24 protein-coding genes and 1 pseudogene are annotated in these 24,030 nt (G+C 69.8%); 11 read left to right on the top strand and 14 right to left on the bottom strand.

Annotated features, from left to right (window positions below; translation table 11 throughout):
* Window positions 1-349: 349 nt before the first annotated feature.
* Window positions 350-1,336 (bottom strand): LysR family transcriptional regulator, encoded by a 987-nt coding sequence (locus SSPN_RS42350; RefSeq protein WP_272941722.1) that lies wholly within the window; start codon window positions 1,334-1,336, stop codon window positions 350-352.
* Here SSPN_RS42350 and SSPN_RS0103950 point away from each other — a divergent pair.
* Window positions 1,324-2,334 carry a DMT family transporter gene (locus SSPN_RS0103950; RefSeq protein ID WP_202798789.1) on the top strand — a complete coding sequence of 337 codons (1,011 nt, stop codon included), beginning with the start codon at window positions 1,324-1,326 and terminating at the stop codon, window positions 2,332-2,334. The genes SSPN_RS42350 and SSPN_RS0103950 overlap by 13 nt on opposite strands.
* Here the strand turns inward: SSPN_RS0103950 and pepE are convergent.
* From pepE to SSPN_RS0103925, 4 genes are all read right to left on the bottom strand, one after another.
* Window positions 2,249-2,968, bottom strand: a complete 720-nt coding sequence (gene pepE, locus SSPN_RS0103945) for a dipeptidase PepE (RefSeq protein ID WP_010307258.1) — start codon at window positions 2,966-2,968, stop codon at window positions 2,249-2,251. The two genes, SSPN_RS0103950 and pepE, sit on opposite strands and share 86 nt — an antisense overlap.
* Before the next feature lie 380 nt (window positions 2,969-3,348).
* Window positions 3,349-4,092 carry an ESX secretion-associated protein EspG gene (locus SSPN_RS42345; RefSeq protein ID WP_010307247.1) on the bottom strand — a complete coding sequence of 248 codons (744 nt, stop codon included), beginning with the start codon at window positions 4,090-4,092 and terminating at the stop codon, window positions 3,349-3,351.
* Window positions 4,093-4,197: 105 nt separating this feature from the next.
* A complete protein-coding gene (locus tag SSPN_RS0103930; protein ID WP_010307243.1) occupies window positions 4,198-4,587 on the bottom strand; it encodes a phage holin family protein in 390 nt (129 codons plus the stop codon).
* A 116-nt stretch (window positions 4,588-4,703) separates the two neighbouring features.
* Window positions 4,704-5,669 (bottom strand): Ppx/GppA phosphatase family protein, encoded by a 966-nt coding sequence (locus SSPN_RS0103925; protein WP_010307237.1) that lies wholly within the window; start codon window positions 5,667-5,669, stop codon window positions 4,704-4,706.
* A 250-nt stretch (window positions 5,670-5,919) separates the two neighbouring features.
* On the opposite strand from SSPN_RS0103925, the gene SSPN_RS0103920 reads away from it, so the two are divergent.
* From SSPN_RS0103920 to SSPN_RS0103900, 5 genes are all read left to right on the top strand, one after another.
* Complete coding sequence (locus SSPN_RS0103920; protein ID WP_010307233.1) at window positions 5,920-6,966, top strand: LLM class F420-dependent oxidoreductase; 1,047 nt, start codon at window positions 5,920-5,922, stop codon at window positions 6,964-6,966.
* Window positions 6,967-7,107: 141 nt separating this feature from the next.
* The gene (locus tag SSPN_RS0103915) at window positions 7,108-7,887 is read left to right on the top strand and encodes a cupin domain-containing protein (protein WP_010307228.1); all 780 of its coding nucleotides are present in this window, start codon (window positions 7,108-7,110) and stop codon (window positions 7,885-7,887) included.
* 308 nt (window positions 7,888-8,195) lie between these two features.
* Entirely contained in the window at window positions 8,196-8,375 is a 180-nt protein-coding gene (locus SSPN_RS59205; protein ID WP_010307224.1) for a hypothetical protein, read from the top strand.
* 283 nt (window positions 8,376-8,658) lie between these two features.
* Complete coding sequence (locus SSPN_RS42340) at window positions 8,659-9,132, top strand: hypothetical protein (RefSeq protein WP_010307222.1); 474 nt, start codon at window positions 8,659-8,661, stop codon at window positions 9,130-9,132.
* Between the two features lie 324 nt (window positions 9,133-9,456).
* Window positions 9,457-10,230 (top strand): HAD-IIA family hydrolase, encoded by a 774-nt coding sequence (locus SSPN_RS0103900; protein ID WP_010307220.1) that lies wholly within the window; start codon window positions 9,457-9,459, stop codon window positions 10,228-10,230.
* Window positions 10,231-10,236: 6 nt separating this feature from the next.
* Here the strand turns inward: SSPN_RS0103900 and SSPN_RS0103895 are convergent, their stop codons facing one another.
* Window positions 10,237-10,692 (bottom strand): nuclear transport factor 2 family protein, encoded by a 456-nt coding sequence (locus SSPN_RS0103895; RefSeq protein WP_010307217.1) that lies wholly within the window; start codon window positions 10,690-10,692, stop codon window positions 10,237-10,239.
* Between the two features lie 89 nt (window positions 10,693-10,781).
* Between SSPN_RS0103895 and SSPN_RS0103890 the strand changes: the two genes are divergently transcribed.
* Window positions 10,782-11,372, top strand: a complete 591-nt coding sequence (locus SSPN_RS0103890) for a TetR/AcrR family transcriptional regulator (RefSeq protein WP_010307216.1) — start codon at window positions 10,782-10,784, stop codon at window positions 11,370-11,372.
* A gap of 88 nt (window positions 11,373-11,460) precedes the next feature.
* Window positions 11,461-12,948 (top strand): amino acid permease, encoded by a 1,488-nt coding sequence (locus SSPN_RS0103885; protein WP_010307215.1) that lies wholly within the window; start codon window positions 11,461-11,463, stop codon window positions 12,946-12,948.
* Window positions 12,949-12,954: 6 nt separating this feature from the next.
* Here the strand turns inward: SSPN_RS0103885 and SSPN_RS0103880 are convergent, their stop codons facing one another.
* A complete protein-coding gene (locus tag SSPN_RS0103880; RefSeq protein ID WP_010307214.1) occupies window positions 12,955-13,224 on the bottom strand; it encodes a UBP-type zinc finger domain-containing protein in 270 nt (89 codons plus the stop codon).
* A 103-nt stretch (window positions 13,225-13,327) separates the two neighbouring features.
* Between SSPN_RS0103880 and SSPN_RS0103875 the strand changes: the two genes are divergently transcribed.
* Window positions 13,328-14,893 (top strand): Na+/H+ antiporter, encoded by a 1,566-nt coding sequence (locus tag SSPN_RS0103875; protein ID WP_010307212.1) that lies wholly within the window; start codon window positions 13,328-13,330, stop codon window positions 14,891-14,893.
* Window positions 14,894-14,963: 70 nt separating this feature from the next.
* On the opposite strand, the gene SSPN_RS0103870 is transcribed toward SSPN_RS0103875, so the two are convergent.
* Complete coding sequence (locus SSPN_RS0103870; protein ID WP_010307210.1) at window positions 14,964-15,707, bottom strand: IclR family transcriptional regulator; 744 nt, start codon at window positions 15,705-15,707, stop codon at window positions 14,964-14,966.
* A 219-nt stretch (window positions 15,708-15,926) separates the two neighbouring features.
* Here SSPN_RS0103870 and SSPN_RS0103865 point away from each other — a divergent pair, with 219 nt between their 5' ends.
* Window positions 15,927-17,114, top strand: coding sequence for an NAD(P)/FAD-dependent oxidoreductase (locus SSPN_RS0103865; protein ID WP_010307208.1), 1,188 nt, complete (start codon window positions 15,927-15,929; stop codon window positions 17,112-17,114).
* Between the two features lie 10 nt (window positions 17,115-17,124).
* On the opposite strand, the gene SSPN_RS0103860 is transcribed toward SSPN_RS0103865, so the two are convergent.
* The 6 genes and pseudogenes from SSPN_RS0103860 to SSPN_RS0103840 form a co-directional block, all read right to left on the bottom strand.
* Entirely contained in the window at window positions 17,125-17,952 is an 828-nt protein-coding gene (locus SSPN_RS0103860; protein WP_010307206.1) for an alpha/beta fold hydrolase, read from the bottom strand.
* 167 nt (window positions 17,953-18,119) lie between these two features.
* Window positions 18,120-18,749: a sarcosine oxidase subunit gamma gene (locus SSPN_RS0103855; protein ID WP_010307204.1), complete on the bottom strand. Its 630-nt coding sequence runs from the start codon at window positions 18,747-18,749 to the stop codon at window positions 18,120-18,122.
* On the bottom strand, window positions 18,736-20,331 hold the full coding sequence (locus SSPN_RS59200; protein ID WP_237710441.1) for a glycine cleavage T C-terminal barrel domain-containing protein: 1,596 nt from the start codon (window positions 20,329-20,331) through the stop codon (window positions 18,736-18,738). Before SSPN_RS59200 ends, SSPN_RS0103855 begins: the two co-directional genes overlap by 14 nt.
* A 152-nt stretch (window positions 20,332-20,483) precedes the next feature.
* Window positions 20,484-21,545, bottom strand: a pseudogene (locus SSPN_RS59195) (2Fe-2S iron-sulfur cluster-binding protein); the annotation flags it as partial.
* Window positions 21,542-21,808, bottom strand: coding sequence for a sarcosine oxidase subunit delta (locus tag SSPN_RS0103845; RefSeq protein WP_029534948.1), 267 nt, complete (start codon window positions 21,806-21,808; stop codon window positions 21,542-21,544). The gene SSPN_RS0103845 and the pseudogene SSPN_RS59195, both read right to left, overlap by 4 nt.
* Before the next feature lie 130 nt (window positions 21,809-21,938).
* Window positions 21,939-23,162, bottom strand: a complete 1,224-nt coding sequence (locus SSPN_RS0103840; RefSeq protein WP_010307200.1) for a sarcosine oxidase subunit beta family protein — start codon at window positions 23,160-23,162, stop codon at window positions 21,939-21,941.
* A gap of 86 nt (window positions 23,163-23,248) precedes the next feature.
* Between SSPN_RS0103840 and SSPN_RS0103835 the strand changes: the two genes are divergently transcribed.
* Window positions 23,249-23,905 (top strand): GntR family transcriptional regulator, encoded by a 657-nt coding sequence (locus SSPN_RS0103835; protein WP_010307199.1) that lies wholly within the window; start codon window positions 23,249-23,251, stop codon window positions 23,903-23,905.
* The last annotated feature ends 125 nt before the right edge of the window (window positions 23,906-24,030 follow it).

Below are 24,030 nucleotides of genomic sequence, written 5' to 3'. Positions count from 1 at the left end.
ACTCCTCTCCGTAGCAACGCCGCTGATCAAGGGGAATCGCCGAACGGGAGCCGAGCAGGCCCCAGAGCAAGCGCGCCAGATCCGGGCACCGAGCCTTTCGCCGCTACGGATCCGGGCGGCATTTGCGCTGTTAGAGGGCGTGCACGCGACATGGGGACAATCAAGGCGCACCGGGCGAAACCGGCACCCCAGCAACGATCGGCGCAGCTGCCCCAGGCCATCCGGGCCCAGATCGATTTCGCGGTCACCCGTACGCAAAGATCGGCTAAAACGCGGCCGTGAGGCTCGGCACAAGTATCCCGAGCAGCTAATTGATGATATTCAGAGCCCCCTGCAGCCGATCTCGCCTTCAGATCGCGCAGGCTGTTTCTCGGAGCTCTCTCGTGAAGGCTCGGGCTTGGGGCGTTTCGTCGGCCTTCTTCGTCGCCGCCAGGATGTCTCTCGTTGCACCTGGTTCGCAAGGGAGCAGCGTTACGCCTGGTGGGGTTGGGGTCGCGACCATCTCCGGGATCAGGGCTACCGCCAGGCTCGCCGCCACCAGTCGCAGCTGAGTGGCACCGTCCGCCACGTGATAGCGGATGTCGATCTCGTGGTGGTCGTTCGTCCGCAGTAGTTGGACCAGGGCCTCGTAGGTGTCCGTGCCTGGTGGGCACGTGGCCCACAGCTGGTCTTGCAGGTCCGCCAGCTTCGCCGACTTCAGGTTGGCGTGCGGGTGGTCTGCTGGGACCGCTAGAAGCGCGCGCTCGTGCAGCACCCTTTTGACTTGGACTCCCTTCGGGATCGGCGTCGGGCAGTGGGTCCAGCTCTCCAGGACCACAACGTCAAGTTCTCCGTTGCACAGCGCGGGAAGCATCTGCACCGCTTCTCCGTCGTGCACCTCCGGGGCGAGCCTCGGGTGCCGGGTGGTCAGCGCCTTCAGCGCCTGTGGCACCAGGGAACGCAGGGCTGAGGCGACTGCTCCGATGCGCAGCGGGCCGGCGACCAGGCCGTCCAGGTCCGCGAGATCCGTTTCCGCTCGGGCTGCGGCCGCCACCATTTCCCGCGCGGACACCGCGAGCAGGCGGCCAGCGTGGGTCAGGCGGATACCTCTGCCGTTCGGCTCCACCAGGCGGCTGGCGACCTCCCGCTCCAGCTTTCGCAGGTGCTGCGACACCGCCGGGCCCGTTATGTGCAGCGACTCCGCTGCCGCGTGGACGGAGCCGTGCTCCGCGACCGCCGCGAACACCCGGAGCCGATCCCAGGAAAACACGTAAGCAAGACTAATGCTTTTTCGGTAAAAACAGTGAGTAGTGCCTTTCGATCGTCGCTGGCATCTTTGGCCTGGTGAGGACCGCATCGGCAGATCCCGCCCGCACTCGGCGGACCGGACCGGATCCCGCTGCCGCAGTGCTGGTGATCAGCGGCGCTGCTTGCCTGTCCGCGTCGGCCGTGTTCGTCAAGCTCGCCGACATCGATGCCGGGACGGCCGCGTTCCTGCGCTGCGCCATCGCATTGGTGCCGCTCGTGCCGATGCTGCTGTTCGAGGCACGCCGCAACCGGGCCCTGCCGTGGCGGTTGCAGGCCTGGTCCGCGCTCGCCGGCGTCTTCCTGGGCATCGACTACGTGATGTGGACCGTCAGCATCCTGGACGTCGGCGCCGCCATCTCGACCGTGCTGATCAACGTCCAGGTGCTGGCTTTCCCCTTGCTGGCACGCATTTTCAGCGGGACGCAGATTCCGCGCCGCTTCCTGCACCTGAGCCCGCTGATGCTCGGCGGGCTCGCGATGGCAGGCGGCGCGCTCAGCGGGAGCCAGCAGGCCGTCAACCCGGTGCGGGGCACCGTGCTGGGCATCGCCGCCGGGGTGGCGTACGCGGTCTACCTGTACCTGACCCGGCTGGCCGGGGAGCGTTCGCCGCACCACTTCGTCACCCCGGTGTGCGTGTCGACCGCGTCTGCGGCCGTCACCTCGGGCGCGATCGGGCTGCTGGTCACTGGCCTGCCGTTGGACATCCCCGCCGCTTCGTGGGGCTGGATCGCCGCATTGGCGCTGTTGGGGCAGGTCGTCGCGTGGCTGCTGATCGGCAGGGGCACCTCTCGGCTCGCGCCGAACGCCTCGGCCGCACTGCTGTTGTTGCAGCCCGTCATGGCCATCGGGCTCGGCATGCTGGTGCTGCGCGAGACCCCTACAGCCAGTCAGCTAACCGGTTGCGCGCTGGTGGTCGGGGCGATCTGGTTCGCCAACCGGACCCGCGCTCGGCTGCCGCGCGTCAGGAGTCGTAGTGCGGCTCGGTGTGCAAGAGGAACGTGGCGTCATCGCCGGGCTCGAGCTCCCGGGGTTCGGCACCTCGGGTGAACAGTCTCGCCCCGCTGCTGCCCCCGAGTTCGGCGTGCTCGCCTCGAACCCGCAGCCAGGCCCCTTCCCGGATGCCCAGCACCGGAACGTCGTTGTCCTCGAGGAATTCCTCGATCCGCTGCTCCCGGGTCTCGCCCATGTGCGTGCTGCCCGGGTCGGGGTCCTGGTAGTGCGGGTTGATCTGGAACGGCACGAGCCCGATCGCCTCGAACGACGGCGGCTCAACGATCGGCATGTCGTTGCTGGTGCGCAGGCTGGGACAGGCCATGTTGGTGCCCGCGCTCGCGCCCATGTACGGCGTGCCGCCGCGGACGGCTTCGCGCAACGCGGTGACCAGGGCGAGGCGGTGCAACGTGGAAAGCAGGCGGAAGGTGTTACCGCCGCCGATGAACACCGCTTGGGCCTCGCGCACCGCCACCACCGGGTCATCCGCTTGGTGGATGCCGTCGACGGTGATCCCGAGCGGCGCGACCGCGGACTGCACGGTGGCCGTGTAGCCGTCGTGGTCGCGCTTGGCGAACGGGACAAACAGCAGCCGCTCGCGCCCCGCCAGCAGTTCGGCCACCGCCGGCATGGCGTGTTCGAGGAAACCCGTGCCGTGCTTCATCGAACTCGACAGCAGCAGCAGTTCCACGTTTGCCCTCTTTCCCCGTCGCAGCTGGTCAGGCCCCAGGCTATCGCCCCAGAGCGCACCTCCTGTTCGCGTGCCGGGTGAACGACACGCCGATTGGCCTACTTTGCCAACACCTCGAAATCGCTGGTCACCGGCGAGAAGACCGAGGTGATCGCGATGCTGCGGATATCGTGCGCGGCCAGGTCGGCGGCCAACGCGGCAGCTCGTCGACGTCCAGCGCGCTGATCAGCCGCCCGTCGAACTCGGGCCCGCCGTGGCAGCGGTACTGGCGACCGCGAATCGCTTGCACCAGGTCGGCGGGCCAGCCCGCCATCGGGGCAGCGCCGCGGTCGCGGGCAGCCCGAGCCGCACAGCCGCCGGAGGGGAGTTCCGGGCGGGCCTCAGCGCGGCAGCGGTTGGGTGTGGTCGCTGGTGTTCACCCACAGGCTCTCGACGTACTCCTGGAGCGTCCGGCCGAGCAGGTAGGCACCGGCCGGGGCGACCACGGTGAAGGTGTCGTCCGGTGACTCCGGGATCAACGCGGCCCGCCCGGTCGGCGCGTGGTGCACCTCGATCTCGAACGGCCCGCTGCGCACCGCGCCGGCCGCCACGCGCAAGCCCACGGAAAGCTTGGCGGTCATCCCATCCGCCCGCCGCATCAGGTCCCCCACGGCCTGCGCGTCCTCCGGGGGAACCTGGCGGCGCTTGAGCTCGTAGGCGAGCCAGTCCACCTGGCGGTCCTCGCGCTTCGCGGCCTCGGCGCGCGCCTCGGCCAGCACCCGGGTGGGCACGGTGACCTCGCAGCCCCCGGCCGGTTCGCGGTCCGGCAGGCAGCCCACCAGCGCGGGCCACGGCGCATCGGGGCGAACCTGCTGCGTGGTCACCGACTCACCCCGCACCAGCACCCGCGCCGCGTGGTGGTTGCCGACCGCCACGACGGCCCGCAAATCCGCTTCGCCGGGGTTGCTGACCTGCGCGAATCCGAACACCGATGCGCGGGCCAGGTTCGCTGCCAGTTCGGCCCACCGCTCGCCCCGCGGCCCTGCGGAGGCCGCCTGCGGTTCCGCGATCAGGAACGCCGCGATCTCCGGCCCGACCTCGCTGTCACGCAGCAGGCCGTCGAACTCCCGAAGGCTGCATAGCATCGCCGACTCCGTGGTTCACCGAGATCCCCTGTGGACGGACTTGATCAGCAGGATATCCGGCGCGCCAGCCGTTTCGCGGCGTTTTGGGAGGGGACCACTCGAACGTCAGCGCTCCTCCACCCGCGGCCTGGCGCGGCGCACGATGCCCGCCAACGCGCTGCTGACGATCGTGACTATCAACGCGCCCCAGAACGCCGGCCAGAAGCCGTCGACGTGGAACGGCAGGCGGAGCTCCCCGGCCAGGTAGCTGGTCAGCCAGAACAGCAGCGCGTTGACCACCAGGCCGAACAGCCCGAGGGTCAGCAGGTAGAGCAGGCAGCCCAGCGTCTTGGCGATCGGCTTGAGCACCACGTTGACGATGCCGAAGATCACCGATACCGCCAGCAGCGTGAGGATCTTCGCCGTGGTGTCCTCGCCTTCCAGGGTGATCCCGGGCAGCGCGGTGGTGATCCACACCGCCACCATTGTGATCAGGATGTGCAGCAGAAGTGCCACTACGCGCCCCCTCCCTGCGGGTGTCCGCCACGAACATCGACGACGCTACCGGCGTCCAGTGGTGCTCCGCTCGCAGCGCGGTGCGATCTCCGGGTGATCCCGGGGTGATCTCAGGGTCAGCTGAAGAGCGTGGCCATCAGCTGGAGGGCGTCGCCGTCGGTGTCGTCGTGCGCTTCGGCGAACCGGAAGACCAGGCCTTCGCGCAGCCCCCACGGGCAGATCTCCAGCTCGTCCACGCCGATGGTGCGCAGGATCAGCTCGGCGACGATGGCGCCGGCCAGGATGCGGCGGGCGCGGCTGCGCGACACGCCTGGCAGCGCCGCCCGCTGCTTCTGGTCCAGCTCGGCAAGCTTCGGAATCCAGGGGCGGAGCTTCGCGCGGGACAGCCGGTCGGGGTGGCGGGCCACCTTGCCCGGCGAGCTCTCGGTGAGCACCGCGAGCTGGCGCAGCACCTTGGACAGCGCCACCGGGTGCCCGAGGTCGCGGTCGGCGAAGGTGCGCAGCGAGGACGGGATGGTGCCGCGGACCGCCGCGACGAGCTTGTCGACCTGCTTCGACCGCGGCGGGTCGTCCGGCAGGTACTGCCTGGTCAGCCGGGCCGCGCCGAACGGCAGCGAGACCACGTCGGAGGGCTCGCCGCCGATGCCGGTGGCCACGTCGATGGTGCCGCCGCCGATGTCCACTGTGGTCAGCGTCGGGCCGGAACGGCCGTGCCAGCGCCGGGCGGCGTGGTAGGTGACGGCTGCTTCGTCGCGCGGGCTGAGCACGCCGATCCGCTCCCCGGCCGCATCGCTGAGCCGCTGCCGCAGTTCCGCGCCGTTGGCCGCGTCCCGCACCGCCGAGGTGCCGTAAGCGACCAGCGCGTCGGGGCACTGATCCGCGGCCGCGCGCACGCAGTGCTGCACCGCCCGCACCGCGAGCTCGACGCCTGACTCGGTGACAAGTCCGTCCGCCCCGGTGTGCTCGGCGAGCCTGGTCCGGGCCTTCACGCTCCAGTCGGCGCGGGGCATGCGGGACCGGTCGAGGTCGACCACCTCGAGGCGCGCAGCGGTCGACCCGATGTCCAGCAGAGCCAATTTCATGCCGCGACCACCCGCGCACCGCGCGGCTCGTGGCGCAGCGCAGTGGACTCAATGGACGGCATGTCCCCATTGTCGGGGTCATTTCGGCCGAAAATCCAGCCACCCCAAGGTTTTCTTGAGATGTGCGTCACAACCCGCGGTCCTGGTAGGACCCCCGGCGACGTTTACCCGGCGGTAGCCTCGGGACAGCCTCGGCGGCGCGGCCGGCGCCCCGGCATCACCGCTGCCACAGACCGGAAAGGTTCGGCCCATGCGCATCGGGATGCCGCTGAACTACAGCGGCGGTTTCAAGGAGACCGTCGACGACCTGGCCACCTACGAGAAGGCCGGGCTGGACATCGTGTACGTCCCGGAGGCCTACTCGTTCGACGCGGTGAGCCAGATGGGCTTCATCGCCGCCCGCACCGAACGCCTGGAGATCGCCTCCGGCATCCTGCAGATCTACACCCGCACGCCGACGCTGACCGCGATGACCGCCGCGGGCATGGACTTCGTCTCCGACGGCCGCTTCACGCTCGGCATCGGCGCGTCCGGACCGCAGGTCATCGAGGGCTTCCACGGGTTGCCTTACCACGCGCCGCTGGGCCGCACCCGCGAGATCGTCGACATCTGCCGGCAGGTCTGGCGCCGCGAGAAGGTGCAGCACGAGGGCAAGCACTACAGCATCCCGCTGCCCGCCGACCAGGGCACGGGGCTGGGCAAGCCGCTGAAGCTCATCAACCACCCGGTGCGCGACCGGATCCCGATCATGATCGCCGCGATCGGCCCGAAGAACGTCGAGCTGGTCGCCGAGATCGCCGAGGCCTGGGAGCCGATCTTCTACCTGCCGGAGCGGGCGGCCGAGGTGTGGGGCGAGCCGCTGGCGGCTGGCAAGGCTAAGCGCGACGCGACGCTGCCGCCGCTGGACGTGGTCGCCCAGGCACCGCTGGCCATCGGCGAAGGCCTCGACGACCTGCTGGATTTCGCGCGGCCGCACCTGGCGCTCTACGTCGGCGGGATGGGTGCGAAGGGCAAGAACTTCTACAACAACCTGGCCCGCCGTTATGGCTTCGAGGCGGAGGCCGAGCTGATCCAGGACCTCTACCTCAGCGGCAAGAAGGACGAGGCCGCCGCGGCGGTTCCCCGCGAGCTGTTGGAGAAGACGTCGCTCGTCGGCCCGGTGGGCCACGTCAAGGAGCGGCTGGCGGCGCTGAAGGAGTCCGGGGTCACGACCCTCAACGTCACACCGCTGGCGGGCGACGCGGCCGGTCGCGCCAAGCTCATCGAGCAGGTCAGGCAGCTCGCCGCCGACGTGTGATCGACTCGAAGGCGCTTCCGTCTGGAATCGCCGGGGCTTCGGCCACCGCTTCACGGGTGTGTTGCGGCACCGCCGGGCGGCCCTTGGAGCCACGCGGGTGGTAGATCGCGTCGGCCGTACCGATCAGGAGAGACTGTCGGGGTGACTGGATCGACGCTGCTGCACCTGCTGCCGCTGAACACCTTCCACGCCGACCGCGACTCCCCGATCCGCGCCGCGAGCCTCGACACCGACGGGTTCGTGCACTGCTCCCCGGACGTGCGCACAACGCTCGCCGTGGCGAACACCCTCTACCGCGACGAGACCGAACCGATGATCGCACTGGAGCTGGACCCGGCGAAGCTGTCCGCGCCGGTGCGGTGGGAAGCGGCGAACCCGACGCCTCCCGAAGGCGTGCCGGCGGACGTGTTGTTCCCGCACGTGTACGGGCCGCTGGAGCGGGAGTCGGTGATCGGCGTCCGCTACGCGCGGCGCGATGTCTCGGGCCGGTTCCTGAGCTTGGAGACACGCAGCCGCACCGCCGAGGAGTTCGACCTGCTGCCGCATCCGGAGGGCGGCTGGTACCGGCGGACCTGGGCCAGCCCGGCCGGGATCGAGCACAACGGCGGCCTGCGGCCGACCGCCACGATGATCTACTTCCTGCTCCCGCCCGGACAGCAATCCGCATGGCACACCGTCGCTTCCGACGAGTTGTGGTTGTGGCACCGGGGCGGGCCACTGACGCTTTCGCTAGGCGGGGACGGGCCGAACCCGGTCGCCGAACCCGAGCAGGCGGTGCTCGGCGCTGGTGCCGGTCAGGCGCCGCAGGCGGTCGTCCCGGCCGGCACCTGGCAGCGCGCCTCCGCGGCGGCGACCGTGGAAGCGCTGGTCAGCTGCGTGGTCTCGCCCGGTTTCGACTTCGCCGACTTCCGCGTCTTGTAGGCCGGTCGAACGAGCGCCGGGGTCCGGGGCGGCGCATCGCGCCCGGGCCACCGGCCGCCGCCATGCGCCGGGTCGGCATCCGCACCGCGTTTCCGGGGGAGCAGAGGGCGAGCAACGCCGCGACCACGGTGAAGAGCACAGGAACGTTGCGCCGGATTCTCGGGCGCGCACCGAGAACGGCGCGCTGCTGCCGGTATTCGGCAACGAGCCTACTGGTTTCGCGATGTCTGCCGCGTGCGGATTCGCGGCGCAGCCCGCCGGAACCTAGCATCCTCCGCTCCACCCAGGACATCGCGATCAACGATCCGATGATCGCCCCGATGCCGACCGTGGCCGCCAATGCGAACCCAGCCAGTGAATTGATCACCGGCACCACCCCCCGCAACGCAGCGGACCACCACTTCCGCGCGACTGTTTCTGTCGGCGCGAACCGGCACCGCACCAATGCCGGTTCCGCTGTGGCCCTGGGGATTCACCGTAATTCGTGACGCTCATGACCGCCGGGCGCGAACGGCGCTGCTCGCCCGAACAGGTGAAAAGTGATCAGATCAGGTTGCGCCGTGCTGTGATCGGGCGTACTGGTCTTGATCGGGCAAACCGCGCTGATCCACAGCTACCATCGGATTCGGTCCGACCACTTCCGGCACGCAACCGCGTGACCCGGCGCACGCCCGGGCAACCCGCCGCGAACGGCGCGCGTGTTCCGCAGAGGTCCGGTGTTCGCAACCGGAATCGTCGACGGACCGCGATTTCAGGGGAGGTTGTCGCGTCGTGAGGGCTTACGCCGTCCATCTGCTGTTCCACCTGCTGGCGATCGCAGCCGGCGCCGGCTGCGGGGTCGCGGGCTGGCTGTGGTGGTTCGGCGGTGACCCGAACAGCCTGTGGCTGGCGATCGGCGCGCTGGTCGTCGGGATCATCGTGCTGGTCCTGGAAGCCCTCTACATCCGCGCCGAGCAGCCGCCCGCGCCACCGCGCTCCCAACCGCGACCGCAACAGCCGCCACCCCGCTCCCAACCGCGACCGCAACAGCCGTCATCGCGCTCCCGACCGAAGCCGCAACAGCCGCAACGGCCTCGCGAACGCACCCGACCCGATCTCAAGCCCGTGGCGGCACCGTCGTCGGACACGTTGCTCCAGCCGTCCCCGAACGCCAGCAAGGCCATCGACCAGGAGACCAAGACCTCGGCGCTCGACGCACTCGGCGAGCTCGGGAGGAGAACCAACCCGCCGGGCCGCCAGAACTGATCGGTCCGCGCAACCTCATCGCACTCCGGTACGTCTAACAGACGCGAGATCCACAACCAGGAGTGCCACCAGATGCCTACGCAGGACCAAGCAGTCCTCGCCAGGGTTGACCACCCGCGTGTACCTGGAGCCTGATCTCCGGTACGTGCGATATCGCAGGTACCGCTCAGCGCCCCATCCATCGAGGACGGCGCTTGTCGGCGAAGGCACGCGGACCCTCCAGCGCGTCTTCGGATCGCAGCATCGCGTGGTAGTTCGGCAGGCCGCTGCGCAGCAGCTCGGCTGACCCGCACGGCTCCCGCCGGACGGTCGTACCGTGCTGGGATGGTGGAAATCCGGGCTGCGCTGATCGACATCGACGGTGTTCTGACCGTGTCCTGGCGACCGTTGCCGGGCGCGGCCGACGCGCTCCGGGGCCTCCGGGCCGACGGGATCGGCGTCCTGCTGGTCACCAACACCACCGGCCGGACGCGGGCGTCGATCGCGGAAACCCTCGCCGGGGCCGGGTTCGAAGTCGGCGTCGACGAAATCCTGACCGCGCCGGCGGCCGCCGCCGAACACCTCGCGCGACACCACCCCGGCGCCCGATGCCTGCTGGTGAACAGCGGGGACATCGGCGAAGACCTCGGCGATGTGGAACTGGTCGACGACGACGCGGACGTGGTCGTCCTCGGCGGCGCCGGACCGGAGTTCGACTACCGCACGCTCAACCTGGTCTTCTCCCACCTGCAGCGCGGCGTGCCGCTGGTGGCGATGCACCGCAGCCTCTGCTGGCGCACCAGCGGGGGGCTGCAGCTGGACTCCGGTGCGTTCCTGATCGGCCTGGAGCGGGCCGCGAACCGGGAGGCGACCGTGGTCGGCAAGCCGTCGGCCGAGTTCTTCGCCGCCGCGCTGGGCAAGATCGACGCCGAACCCGGCAATGCCTTGATGATCGGCGACGACGTCGAGTCCGACGTGCTCGCCGCGCAACGCCACGGCATCACCGGAATCCTGGTGCGCACCGGCAAGTTCACGCCGGGAGCGCTCTCGGCCGCCGCCGGCACCCCGGACCACGTGTTGGACTCCTTCGCCGAACTTCCGGGCTTCCTGCGCCGGTGAAGGCACTCAGCGGATCGGCAGCAGCACGCCCCGCTCGGATTCCGGGCGGGGCCCGAGAATCCGGCGTTCGGCGGCGGCGATCGGGACGTCGTTGATGCTGGCCTCGCGGCGGCTCATCAGCCCGTCCTCGGTGAACTCCCAGAGCTCGTTGCCGTAGCTGCGCCAGCACTGCCCGGCGGCGTCGAGGCATTCGTACTGGAAGCGAACCGCGATGCGGTTGCCGCGGAAGCTCCAGAGCTCCTTGCGCAGCGCGTAATCCAGTTCGCGCGCCCACTTCTCGCGCAGGAAGGCAACGATCTCGTCCCGGCCGGTGATGAACCGATCCCGGTTTCGCCACGCGGAGTTCGCCGTGTACGCCAGCGCGACGCGTTCGGGATCGCGGGTGTTCCAGGCATCTTCGGCCGCCTGCACCTTCTGGGCGGCGGTCTGCTCGTCGAACGGCGGGAAGTGCGGACGCGACATCTCATTTGCTCCCAACCGGAGAACGGTCATTCTCCGCGACGTCCGCTAGGATAGAGAACGATCGTTCTCCTCACAACCGGAGTGCTCCCGTGCAGCGTCACGAGGCCGAGTCGAAGCTGTTGGACACCGCCGAAGCCCTGTTCTACGAACGCGGCATCCAGGCCGTCGGCATGGCCGAGCTGCGCACCGCCTCCGGGGTGTCGCTCAAGCGCCTCTACCAGTGCTTCGCATCCAAGGACGAGCTGATCGAGGCCTACCTGCGCCGCCGCGACGCGCGCTGGCGCGCCTCGCTGTCCACCTACGTCGCGCACGGCGACCGCAACCCCGAGCAGGCCGTGCTCGCGGTCTTCGACTGGCTGCACGACTGGTTCGACGAACCCGGATTCCGGGGCTGCGCGTTCCTCAACTCCTTCGGCGAACTGGGCGGCAGCTCCCCCGCAGTCGCCGCGGCGGCGCGGGAACACAAGAACGAACTGCGCCACTACCTGCGAAAACTGGTCGGCGAGCTCGACGCCGCCGACCCCGACGAGCTCACCGAGCAGCTGCTCGTCCTGATCGACGGCGCGACCACCACAGCAGCCGTCGGCGGCAACCCCGGACCGGCCCGCAGCGCCCGCGCCGCCGCCGCGGTGCTGATCACCGCCGCCGCTCGATGCACCGCGCCGTCTTGCTCAGAGTGACTTGAGACACAATCCTGTCCTCAGGTGTGCGGAAGCGGCGCGAGCGGGCCAAACGGCCTGCCGTGGCACCCGGGTGAGGAGGCCACCCATGTCAATCATGCGTGTCAAATCGGTCGAACAGTCCATCCGCGATGCCGAGGCCCCGGAATTCCGCCTGCGCCGCGTGCTGCGCGCGGTGGACCTGCTGGGCATCGGCATCGGCGCGATCATCGGCACCGGCATTTTCGTGCTCACCGGCGTGGCCGCGGCCACCGACGCCGGGCCGGGCATCGCGATCTCGTTCGTCTTCTCCGGCATCGCCTGCGGTCTGGCGGCGCTCTGCTATGCCGAGTTCGCCTCGGTCGTGCCGGTGGCTGGCTCGGCGTACACGTTCTCCTACGCGTCGATGGGCGAGTTCCTGGCCTGGATCATCGGCTGGGACCTGATGCTGGAGTTCATCGTCGGCGCTTCCACGGTGTCGGTGGGCTGGTCGCGGTACTTCGTCGCGGCGCTCAACTCGATCGGACTGGGGTTGCCCGAGGCGTTCACCGCCGCCCCGGGAGCCGGTGGCGTGGTGAACCTCCCCGCCGCGATCATCGCGCTGATCCTGACCGGGGTCCTGGTCGTCGGCATCCGGCTCAGCGCCTCGGTGACCAACGTGGTCGTGGCGATCAAGCTCGTCGTGGTGCTGTTCTTCATCATCTTCGGCGCGTTCTTCATCAAGGCCGCCAACTGGAGCCCGTTCATCCCACCGCACCAGCCCGCACCGCCCGGTGCCGCCGGGGCAGCGCTGGAGGAACCGCTGGTCAACGCGATCTTCGGGCAGACCGGCTCGTTCGGGCTCAGCGGCCTGGTGGCGGGTGCCGCGCTGGTGTTCTTCGCCTACATCGGCTTCGACATCGTCGCCAGCGGCGCGGAGGAGACCCGCCGGCCGCAGCGCGACATGCCGATCGGCATCCTCGGCTCGCTGGCCATCTGCTCCATCCTGTACGTGCTGGTTTCGCTGGTGATGACCGGCATCGTCAAGTACGACCAGCTGGACACCGCGGCGCCGATGGCCACCGCGTTCCAGGCGATCGGCGCGTCATGGGCGGCCGGGCTGGTCTCGCTGGGCGCGATCGCCGGGCTGACCACGGTGATCCTCATCCTGATGCTGGGTCAGGCCCGGGTCGGCTTCGCGATGAGCCGGGACGGCCTGCTGCCGGTGTGGTTCGCCAAGGTGCACTCGAAGTTCCGCACGCCCTACCGGATCACGGTGATCACCGGGATCGTCGTGGCGGCCGTCGCCTCGCTGACCCCGATCAACGTGCTCGCCGAGATGACCAACATCGGCACCCTGTTCGCGTTCGTCCTGGTGTCCATCGGCGTGCTGGTGCTGCGCCGCGCCCGGCCGGACCTGCCGCGGTCCTTCCGGGTGCCGTGGGTGCCGGTGATCCCGATCCTGGCCGCAGCCGCCTGCCTGTACCTGATGCTCAACCTCGTCGGCTGGACGTGGATCCGGTTCGGCGTCTGGATGCTGATCGGCTTGGTCGTCTACTTCGTGTACAGCAGGAAGAACAGCAGGCTCGGCAAGAGCGCGACCGCCGACGAGGCCTGACCCGGCTCACCCGAGCTGTTCGTCCAGGTAGCACCAGCTCCAGGACTCCCCCGGTTCGAAGGAGCGGATCACCGGGTGGGCGGTCTGACGGAAGTGGGCCGTGGCGTGCCGGTTCGGGCTGGAGTCGCAGCACCCCACGTGCCCGCACTTCGTGCAGATCCGTAGGTGCGCCCACACGTGCAGCCCGGCCGCGAGGCAGTCCTCGCAGCCGTCCTCTCGGCCGGGCGCAGGTTCGCGGCTGGCCGCCTCCTGCAGGTGCGCACAACTGCCGGACATTCGGAACCTCCAGGTGGTGAGCGCGCGGTCGGCGGCTCGAACGACAATGTGCTTCCGAACGTAACCATCGGCTGCCGCATCCGCAGGCGTTGACGGAGAGAGCATGTACGACCTACCCGCCTTGATGGCCCTGCTCGCCGGGGCGCTCGCCGTCACCGCCCTCGCCCGCCGAGTCGGGTTCTCCGCGCCGCTGGTGCTCGTCGTGGTGGGCCTGGCCGTGTCGTCCATACCCGGCGTGCCGGATTACACCCTCGATCCGAACGTGGTGCTGCTGCTGATCTTGCCGCCGCTGCTGTACTCGGCCGCGCTGAACAGCTCCACCATCGGGATTCGCGCCAACCTGCGGCCGATCGGGCTGCTCGCGTTCGGGTTGGTGCTGTTCAGCACGGCGGTCGCCGGGGGGATCGCCTGGTGGCTGGTGCCGGGAATGCCGCTGAGCGTGGCGCTGGTGCTCGGCGCGGTCATCGCGCCGCCGGACGCGGTCGCGGCCACCTCGATCGGCCGCCGGCTGGGGCTGCCGCGCAAGATCATGACGGTGCTCAGCGGCGAGAGCCTGGTCAACGACGCCACCGCGCTGACCGCCTACCGGGTGGCCGTGGCCGCCGCGATCGGCACCGGCTATTCCCTGCTGGCCGGGGTCGGCATGTTCCTGCTGGCCGCGGTCGGCGGCGTGGTGATCGGCTACGTCATCGGCTGGGTGGTGCATCGGGTCCGGCGGCTGCTGCGCGACGACATGCTGGAAAGCGCGGTAGGGCTGATCGTGCCGTTCTTCGCCTACCTGCTCGCCGAGGAGGTGCACGCCTCCGGGGTGCTGGCTGTCGTGGTGGCCGGGCTGTACCTGGGGCATCGCTCGCCGGCCGGCAGCGCCGCGACGCGGCTGCAGGACCGGGCGGTGTGGAACGCGGCGGACACGCTGCTCGAAGCGGTCGTGTTCGCGTTGATCGGCCTACAGCTGCGCAGCGTCGTAGAGAGCGTGTCGACCGACTTCGGGCCGCTCGTCGTCACCGGGCTCGTGCTCATCGCCGGCGTGGTGCTCGCGCGCGGCGCGTGGGTTTTCCTCGTGATGTACCTGCCGGAACTGCTCCGCCGCCGCAGCCCGAACTGGCGGCTCAAGGTGATCGTGTCGTGGGCGGGGATGCGGGGCGTGGTGTCGTTGGCCGCCGCCTCCGCGATCCCCACCGTGACGCTGACCGGTGCGCCGTTCCCGCACCGCGACGAGGTCCTGTTCCTGACGTTCTTCGTGACGCTGGCGACGCTGCTACTGCACGGCACGACGCTGTCCTGGCTCATCGGCTTCTTCGGGGTGCGGGGCACCGAGGACTACACCGACGCTCTCGCCGAGGCCGAAGCCCAGCACAACGCGGCCCGCGCCGCGCGGGAACGGCTCGACGAACTCACCGCGGAAGCCGAGCCACCCGGCGACGTCGCGGAGCGCTTGCACCGAGCTGCGCAGCAGCGCAGCAACCAGGCGTGGGAGCGGCTGGGCCGGTCGGCCGACGAAGTCGGCGAGAGCCCGACTGCGGCGTACCGCCGCCTGCGGGGCGAGATGCTGGCTGCGGAGCGGGCGGTCTTCGTCCAGTTCCGCGACAACCGCCGCATCGACGACGAGGTCCTGCGCCGCGTCATGCACCAGCTCGACCTGGAAGAACTCTGGCTCTCCCGCGACTGAAAAGAATATCCGGCTCATTTTGCGTGGCGGCGCGGGTAGCGGAACTTCAGCGGCCCCTCGACTGCGGGCGCTAGGCCAGGAAGCCGAGTTGGGACGAGAGTTCCTTGGCGGCGATGCGCATCGCGCCCACTACTTCGCGCATGCGCTTGCGGGAGAAGCGGTAGGACGGGCCCGAGGCGCTGAGCGCGGCGATCACATCGCCCTCGTGGTTGTAGACCGCGACCGCCGCGGCGTTGAGGCCGAGCTCCAGCTCCTCGTAGCTCGTCGCGTAGCCGTCGCGGGCGATCATCTCGAAGTCCTTGCGCAACTCGCCGGCATTGGTGACAGTTCGCGTTGTGTACCGCTCCAGCGGCCTGACGAGAAGTTCCTCCTGGTCCACCTGCGGCGCGTACGCCAGCAGCACCTTGCCGCTGGACGTCGCGTGCAGCGGGGTGCGTTGCCCGACCCAGTTGTGCGCCGTCACAGCCGCGGTCCCGCGGGCCTGGCTAATGTTGATGGCGACATCATTGTCCCGGATCGCGATGTTGACCGTCTCGCCCAGGTCCGCGGCGAGCGACTCGCAGAACGGACGGCCCAGCCTCGGCAGGTCCATCCGCTCGGTCGCCGCCCCGGCCAGCCGCACGATGCCGAAGCCGATCGCGTACTTGCCGCGCTCCCCCAACTGCTCCACCAAGCCGCGTGCTTCCAGCACACTCACCAGCCGGGAGGCCGTCGACTTGTGCACTCCCAGCTCCCCGGCGATCTCGGTGATGCCGGCTTCTCCGTTGCGCGCCAGCAGTTCCAAGACGGTCACAGCCCGATCGACGGACTGCACCAGAGCGCCAGAACTCCTTCCGCGTGACTCAGCTGCGCTACCCACCGGTCAACCGTATCCGTTCGAGGTGCACATATCGGAACCATCCGTTGTCCCTCTTGACGTTGTCGCAACAAAAGGGTCAGATTTGTTGCACATACTACGCGGTGTTCCTCATTGTGCAACGGAGGTCGGCTTGTTGTCATTCATCGGGGCCACCGCACCGGCCGCGGTCGAAGCATGAACACGGTCGCAGTCGTCGGCTCGTCGGTGGCCGGCTGGCGTGCCGCGCAGGAGCTGCGCGAACAGGGCTTCGACGGGCGGCTGGTGATCATCGGGGCGGAAGCGCACCGCCCGTACGACAGGCCGCCGCTGTCCAAGGAGTTCCTGGCCGGGCAGTTGCAGCCGGAGGAGCTCTCGCTGGGCAGCGAGCAGGAGGAAGCCGACCTCGCCGCCGAGTGGCGGTTGGGGGTTCCGGCGGCGCGGCTGGACACCAAGCGCGGCGCGGTGGTGCTCGCCGACGGCAGCGAGGTCCTCGCCGACGGCGTCGTGCTGGCCACCGGGTCGGCCCGGCTGAACCTGCCGGGCACCGCGGAAGCCCCCGGCTGCCACCGGCTGCGGACCGTCGACGACGCGTTGGCGCTGCGCGGCGATATCCGCGCCGGGGCGCGGGTTGTGGTCGTCGGTGGCGGGCTCATCGGCACCGAGATCGCCTCGACCTGCCGGTCCCTGGGCGCCGAGGTGACGCTGGTCGACGCCCAGCACCTGCCGCTGGCGCGCACCCTGGGCATCGAGCTGGCGCCGCTTTGCTTCGCGCAGCACGAGGATTACGGGGTGCGGGTGCGGTGCGGGACGCCCGCAACGCGCGTTCTCGCGGACGACCGGGTCACCGGCGTGGAGCTCGCCGACGGTCGGGTTATCCCGGCCGATACGGTGGTCGTCGAGGTCGGCGCCGAGCCCGCCACCCGTTGGCTGCGCGGCTCCGGGCTGAAGCTCCGCGACGGCGTCGTGACCGACTCCGGGTGCGCGACCTCGCTGCCGAACGTGGTGGCAGTGGGCGACATCGCCCGGTACCAGCCGGTGCACTGGTCGCGCACCGTCCGCAGCGACCACTGGTCGACGGCGATGAACCAGCCGCCGGTCGCGGTGCGCAACCTGCTGGCCGGGCAGACCGTCGCCACCTACGCGGGAGTGCCGCATTTCTGGTCGCGGCAGTACGGTTCGACGCTGCAGTTCGCCGGCTACGCCGGGGCGAAGGACCGGATCACGGTGGTGGACGGCTCGTTGAAGACCCGCCGCTTCGTCGCGACCTACCAGCGCGGCGGCCGGACGATCGCGGTGTTCGCGATGAACAGCCCCAAGCAGTTCGCGGTCCACCGCCGCCGTCTCATCACGTCCCTGGCGGCGCCGGCCCTGTCGCGCCGCTGATCCGCCGCGGTCAGCTCTTGAGGAACTGCAGGAGATCACCGTTGAACTTCTCCTTGTCCCCGGGGACCATCGCGATGCCGTGCGAGCCGCCCTCGTAGACCTTCAGGGTCGCGTTCGGGATGAGTTCGGCGGTTTTGCGGCCCGTGGCGTCGATGGGCACGACCTGGTCGTCCTCGCCGTGGACGACCAGCGTCGGGATGTCGAACTTCTGCAGGTCCTCGGTGAAGTCCGTGCGCGCGAAGGCGTCCACGCACTTCACCCCCGCTTCGATGGACTCCTGCATGGCCATGAACCAGAAGGCGTCCCGATTGCCCTGGGTGACCTTGTTGCCGGACCGGTTGGCGCCGAAGAACCCAACGGATGTGTCCTTCCAGAACTGGGAGCGCTCGGCGAGGATGCCGTTCTTGATCTCCTCGAACACCTCGGCGGGCACGCCCTCGGGGTTGCCCTCGGTCTTGATCATCAGCGGTGGGATCGCGGAGAGCAGCACGGCTTTGCTGACCCGCCCGGTGCCGTAGCGGCCGATGTAGCGGGCGAGTTCGCCGCCGCCCATCGAGTGCGCGACCAGCGTGATGTCACGCAGATCCAGCGAGTTGATCAGGTCGTCGAGGTCGTCCGCGAAGGTGTCGAAGTCGTAGCCGCCCCAGGGCTGGCTGGAGCGGCCGTGGCCGCGGCGATCGTGGGCGATGCCGCGGAAGCCGTGGTCGGCCACCAGTTTCATCTGGTCTTCCCAGGCATCCGCGTTCAGCGGCCAGCCGTGGCAGAACACCACCGGGAGTCCGCTTCCCCAGTCCTTGTAGTAGATCTCGACACCGTCGCGCGTGGTGGCAGTCGGCATGCGTCCCCCTCGGTCGGCAGCTCGAATGCCGTTGCTCCGAGCAGCCAGCCACCATTGAGGCACAGGGGCACGACGGTCGCCCGACGATCTCGTGCTCGCGGGCTCGCGGGAGCGAACGGACCGTTTGCGCCGCCTATCGAGGCGAACAGGCCGTTCGCAGCGACCAATCAGGGCGCGGTGAACTCCCGCATGGCGTCGAGAAGCAAGTCCGCCAGGTAGTCGGCGAAGGAACTGCGGACGAGGATCCGGTAGTTGGGTTCCGGGCCGAGTTGCCAGAGGACCGCTTGGGTTCGGCCGAGGAGGGTTTGGGCGCAGCGGCCCGGGGTGAAGGCGCGCGGGTGCAGGTCCAGCGAGCAGATCTTCTCCAGGACCTCGCGGGACGCCGGGCCGGAGAGGCGCAACGTCGTCCGGTTCGCCGACACGTCCACTGTGGACCCCAAGGAGTCCGACAGGGCGCTTCGGACCGAGCCGACCAGTCGGTCCGCGTGGCCGTCCGGGGCGACCAGGAGCCATTCGTCCGGGCCGAGCCACAGCGCCGCGCCGTTCTCGTCGCCCGAGACCAGGTTCGGTTCCTGGTGCGGGAGCGCAAGGTCCAGGGCGTGCTCGATGCGCGCCACCGCCGGGCTGCCCGGGTGCACCCGCAGGTTCACCTGGGTCAGGAACGGTTCTTCGGCCAGCCGAACACCGCGCGGACCGTCGGCGCCGTGCGCGGCGAGCTCCGCCGCGCGGTCGGCCAGCGGGCTGCGGCGCAGGGACAGGGCACCGACCCGGGAGTGAGCGGGGCTAGCGACCGTCACGGCGGGCTCCTTCCACGTCGTAGAACACCGGTTGGGTCACCTCGACCGGGATCGACCGGCCGTGGACCGGCACGTGCAGCACCTCGCCGATGCGCTGCTGTCCGTCGCGCACCAACGCCATCGCGAACGTCCGGTCCAGGATCGCGCTGCGGTAGCTGGAGGTGACGTGCCCGAGCATCGGCACCGGCGGCTCCAGCGGGGTGCCGGGCTCCACCAGGTGCGCGCCCTCCGGCAGCAGCTCCGCTGGGTCCATCGGCAACAGCCCGACCAGCTGCTTGCGGTCGGCGCGCGCGGTGTCGGGGCGGGCGAACGAGCGCTTGCCGACGAAGTCCTTGCGCTTCGACACCACCCAGTCCATGCCCAGGTCGTGCGGCGTCACCGTGCCGTCGGTGTCCTGCCCGACGATCACGAACCCCTTTTCGGCCCGCAGCACGTGCATGGTCTCGGTGCCGTAGGGCGTGATGCCGAAGTCCTGGCCGGCCTCGTGCACCGCCTCCCACACCGCCATGCCGTACCAGGCGGCCGCATTGATCTCGAAGGCCAGCTCGCCGGAGAACGAGATGCGGGAGATCCGGGCCGGAATCCCGTTGCCCAGCACGGTTTCCCGGAACTCCATGAACGGGAAGGCCGCGGCCGAGACGTCCAGGTCCGGTGCCACGCGGCCCACCACTTCCCGGGAGTCCGGCCCGACCACCGCCACCGCGGCCCACTGCTCGGTCACCGAGGTGCAGTGCACCGCCAGGTGCGGCCACTCCGTTTGCAGCCACTCCTCCAGCCACTCCAGCACCGCCGCCGCGTTGCCGGTCGTGGTGCTCATCAGGTAGCGGTCCTCGGCCAGCCGCATCGACACACCGTCGTCGAAGACCATCCCGTCGGCCTTGCACATGACGCCGTAGCGGGCCTTGCCGACCGGGAGCTTGGCGAAGGCGTTGGTGTAGATCCGGTTCAGGAACTCCGGTGCGTCCGGGCCGACGATCTCGATCTTGCCGAGCGTGGTGGCGTCCTGCATCGCCACCCCGGTGCGCGCCGCCAGGCATTCGCGGCGCACCGCAGCGGCCATGTCCTCGCCCGGGCGCGGGTAGTACCAGGGCCGCTTCCACTGGCCGACGTTCTCGAACTCCGCGCCGTGCGCGACATGCCAGGAATGCATCGGCGTGGTCCGCACCGGGTCGTGCAACCGGCCCCGGTCGCGTCCGGCCAGCAACGCGAACGACACCGGCGTGTAGGGCGGCCGGAACGTCGTGGTGTCAACCGCACCCGGCGATTCGGCCAGCAGCGCGTCGGCGATGACGCCGATGGCGTTGACCGCGGAGGTCTTGCCCTGGTCGCTGCCGGTGCTGATGGTGGTGTAGCGCTTGACGTGCTCGACCGAGCGCATCCCCGCGCCGATCGCGCGCCACACGTCGGCGACCGTGGAATCCCTTTGCAGGTCGACGAAGTGATCTGTCCACTGTGCCGGGTCACCGGACTCCGCCGGGACCAGCCACAGCGGACGCGGCTGGGCGACCGGCCGGGCGCGGCGACCCGGAAGCCGCTCGCGGTCGCCGCCTCGGCCCCGGCCGCCAAGCCCTGGGCGAGGCATCCGGCGAGGTCGTAGGTGCCACGCCCGGCACCGATCACCTTGGGCAGCCCCGTTTTCTGCACCGGCACGAACGCGGACACCAGATGGTCCCAGCGCACCTCGCCGCCGGCCTGGCTGAACAGGTGCACGGCGGGGCTCCAGCCGCCGCAGACCGCCAGCAGGTCGCAGTCGACGTCCACCGGCGTGCCGGCGAGCAGGCCCTCGTCGTCGATCTGGGCGATTCGCACGGACGACACCCGCCGGTCCCCCGCCGTGCCGATGACGGCCGAGCCGGTGAACACCTGCGCGCCCAGCGAGCGGGCTTGCTCGACCAGCCGCTGCGGCGGTTCCGGCCGGGTGTCGACGACGGCGCGGACGTGCCCACCTGCGGCGGCCAGGTCGAGCGCGGTCAGATAGGCGCTGTCGGAGGTGGTGACGACAACGGCCTCCCGGCCCGGCAGCACGGCGAAACGCTTGAGGTAGCTGCGAACGGCCGAGGCGAGCATGATGCCGGGCCGATCGTTGTCGGCGAAGACCATCGGCCGCTCGTGCGCGCCGGTGGCCAGCACGACCCGCTGGGCACGCACGTGCCACAGCCGCTTGCGGTCGCCCCGGTTTTCGGCGACGAGCAGGTAGTTGTGGTCGTAGTGGCCCACGGCGGTGGCGCGGGTCAGCACCCGCACCTCCGGTGAGTCGACGAATTCCCTTGCTGCGCGCGAGATCCACTCGCTGGCAGGGCGACCGTCGATGAGCTCGCCACCGTCGAGCAGCGACCCGCCAAGCTCGCGGCCCTGCTCGACCAGCACCACCCGCGCGCCGCTGCGCCCGGCGGCCAGCGCGGCGGCGAGCCCGGCGGGCCCGGCACCGACCACGACGACGTCGGCGTGCACGTACTTTTTGTCGTGGACCGTGGAATCCGGCGCGTCGCTGAGCCAGCCGACGCCGGAGAGGCTCGCGACCTGCAAGCCGTCGTAGAGCTCCAGCTGCGTGGCGGGCACCAGCGGTTCCGGCCTGCCGCCCAGCACCTGCACGAGCGCGTTCGGTTCGGCGCAGTCGGCCGTGACGATGCCGCGCGGCCGTGCCCGGTAGATCGACGGACCGACCTCGATCCGGCCGCTGGCCAGCAGCGCGGAGGCGAGCGTGTCGCCGGGGTGCCCGGCGAGTTCGATGCCGTCGAAGGTGAACCGCAGCGTTCGGGTCCGGTCGATGCGACCGCCCGTGCCAAGGCGTGTCATGGCGCCACCTTTCCGGCGGTCTCGGGGTGCATCTCGTTGGTGGCGGTGTCGCGCACGACGTTGAACCAGCGCCGGCAGCCAGCGGTGTGCGACCAGCGCTCGTGGAACAAACCGCGCGGGTTGTCGCGCATGAACAGGTATCCGGCCCAGTCGGCGTCCCCCATGTCGTTCGGGTTGTCCGGGTAGTCGACGTGGGCCTGACCGCCGTAGTGGAACTCGGTCTCATCCCGATCCCCGCACCACGGGCAATGGATCAGCAGCATCAGGGACTCCAAACCAGATCAAGATCTTGGGGGTCCGCAATTTCCATTGAAATCGGATCTTCGATTTCCATTGAAATCGGATCTTCGATTTCAATGGAAATTGCGGAGGACTGGAGACCAGGCGACCTCCTCAGTGGGCGACGGCGGCTGCGCCGTGTTCGTCGATCAGGGCTCCGGTGGTGAACCGGTCGAGTCCGTAGGGCTCGTTGAGCGGGTGCGGGCGACCGGTGGCGATGGTGTGCGCGTACACCCAGCCCACGCCGGGCGTCGCCTTGAAACCGCCGGTCCCCCAGCCGCAGTTGATGAAGAGGTTCTCGTACGGGGTCGGCCCGATGATCGGCGACGCGTCCGGCGTGACGTCCACCGTGCCCGCCCAGGTCCGGATCACGTGCGCCTGCGCGAAGATCGGGAACAGCTCCAGCGCCGCGGCCATCTGGCGTTCGATCACGTGCACCGAGCCGCGTTGGCCGTAGCCGTTGTAGGTGTCGATGCCCGCGCCCAGCACCAGTTCGCCCTTGTGCGCCTGACTGCAGTAGACGTGCACGTGGTTGGACATCACCACGCACGGGTGGATCGGCTCCAGCAGCTCCGACACCAAGGCCTGCAACGGGTGACTCTGCAACGGCAACCGCAGGCCGAGCCCATCGGTCAGCAGCGTCGTCCGCCCCGCCGCCGCGAGCGCCACTCGCCCCGCGCCGATGGGTCCGAGCGAGGTCTGCACCCCGGTCACCCGGTCGCCGTCGGTCTCGAATCCCGTTACCTCGCAGCCCTGGACGAGGTCCACGCCCACCTCGTCGGCCTTGCGCGCGAACGCCCACGCCACGTGGTCGTGCTTGGCGATCCCGCCGCGCCGTTGCAGCGTCGCGCCCAGCACCGGGTACCGGATGTCGTCGGAGAGGTTCAGGATCGGGCAGAGCTCCGCGATCTCGGCCGGTTCCACCCATTCCGCGTCGACCCCGTTGAGCTGGTTGGCGAACACCCGCCGCCGCGAGTCCCGGACCTCCTGCTCGGTGTGCGCGAGGTTGAGCACGCCCCGCTGGCTGAACAGGAAGTCGTACTCCAGCTCGGCGGGCAACTGCTCCCACAGGTCCAGCGCGTGGTTGTAGAGCGCCGCACTCTCGTCGAAGAGGTAGTTGGAGCGGATGATCGTGGTGTTGCGGGCCATGTTGCCACCGGCCAGCCAGCCGCGTTCGAGCACCGCGACGTCGCGGATGCCGTGGTTGCGCGCCAGGTAGTAGGCCGTCGCCAGACCGTGGCCGCCGGAGCCGACGATCACCACCTCGTAGTGCCGCTTTGGTTCCGGACTGCGCCACAGCCGCGGCGGCGGCTGCGGCAGGACGGGATGTGGGGCCATGTCAGCCTCCGGGACGACCAGGGAACACCTAGCGGCAGAAGTTCGCCGACAACTGGTATATCAGTCTTTCGGGTAGGCTACGAGACGTGTCCGCAGCCGTCAATTCCCGATCCGGCGACAGCCCGTCGCAGGCTGAGCGCGCGTACCTGACCCTGCGCGACCTGATCCTGACGCTGGAGCTGCCGCCCGGCGCACCGGTGCAGGAGGAGCCGCTGATCACCGAACTCGGCATCGGCCGCACCCCCTTCCGGGAGGCCGTCAAGCGACTGGAGGCCGAGTCGCTGGTGGCGATCTACCCGCGCCGCGGCAGCTTCGTCACCGAGGTCAACATCACCGATCACGCCCTGATCGCCGATGTGCGGCACCGCCTGGAGGGCCACGCCGCCCGCCGCGCCGCGGAGCACGCCACGGACGCCGAGCGGGCCGAGCTCGACGAGCTGCGGGCACTGGTCGAGGACCTCGGCGGCGAGCAGGCGGCGATCATGGACGTCGACTCGCGGGTGCACCGCACGATCTACCGCTGCACCCACAACCGCTACCTCGAAGGCACCCTCAACCAGTACTACAACCTGGCGCTGCGGATCTGGCACCTGTTCTTCGACCGGCTGCCGAAGGTCTCCGATCACGTCGGGGAACACGCCGAGCTGCTCAAGGCGCTCATCGCCGCCGACGCCGACCGGGCCGACCGCATTGCGGTCGCGCACGTCGACCACTTCGAGCGGGCCATCCGCCAGTTGATCTGAGCCGAACTCCCTTTGCCCACAACGGGATCCGGTTGATCCTTTCGGGACCGCGCTCTCCTGGAGACCTCTTTGGCAAACACGCTGCGTCGCTAATCGACCACTCCGTGCCACAGTCGGCCCAATGT

Origin of the sequence: Saccharopolyspora spinosa NRRL 18395 (genome assembly GCF_000194155.1) — a bacterium.
Taxonomy (GTDB): domain Bacteria; phylum Actinomycetota; class Actinomycetes; order Mycobacteriales; family Pseudonocardiaceae; genus Saccharopolyspora; species Saccharopolyspora spinosa.
The sequence above is the reverse complement of the archived record's forward strand: the minus strand, read 5'-3'. Positions and strand labels throughout refer to the sequence as shown.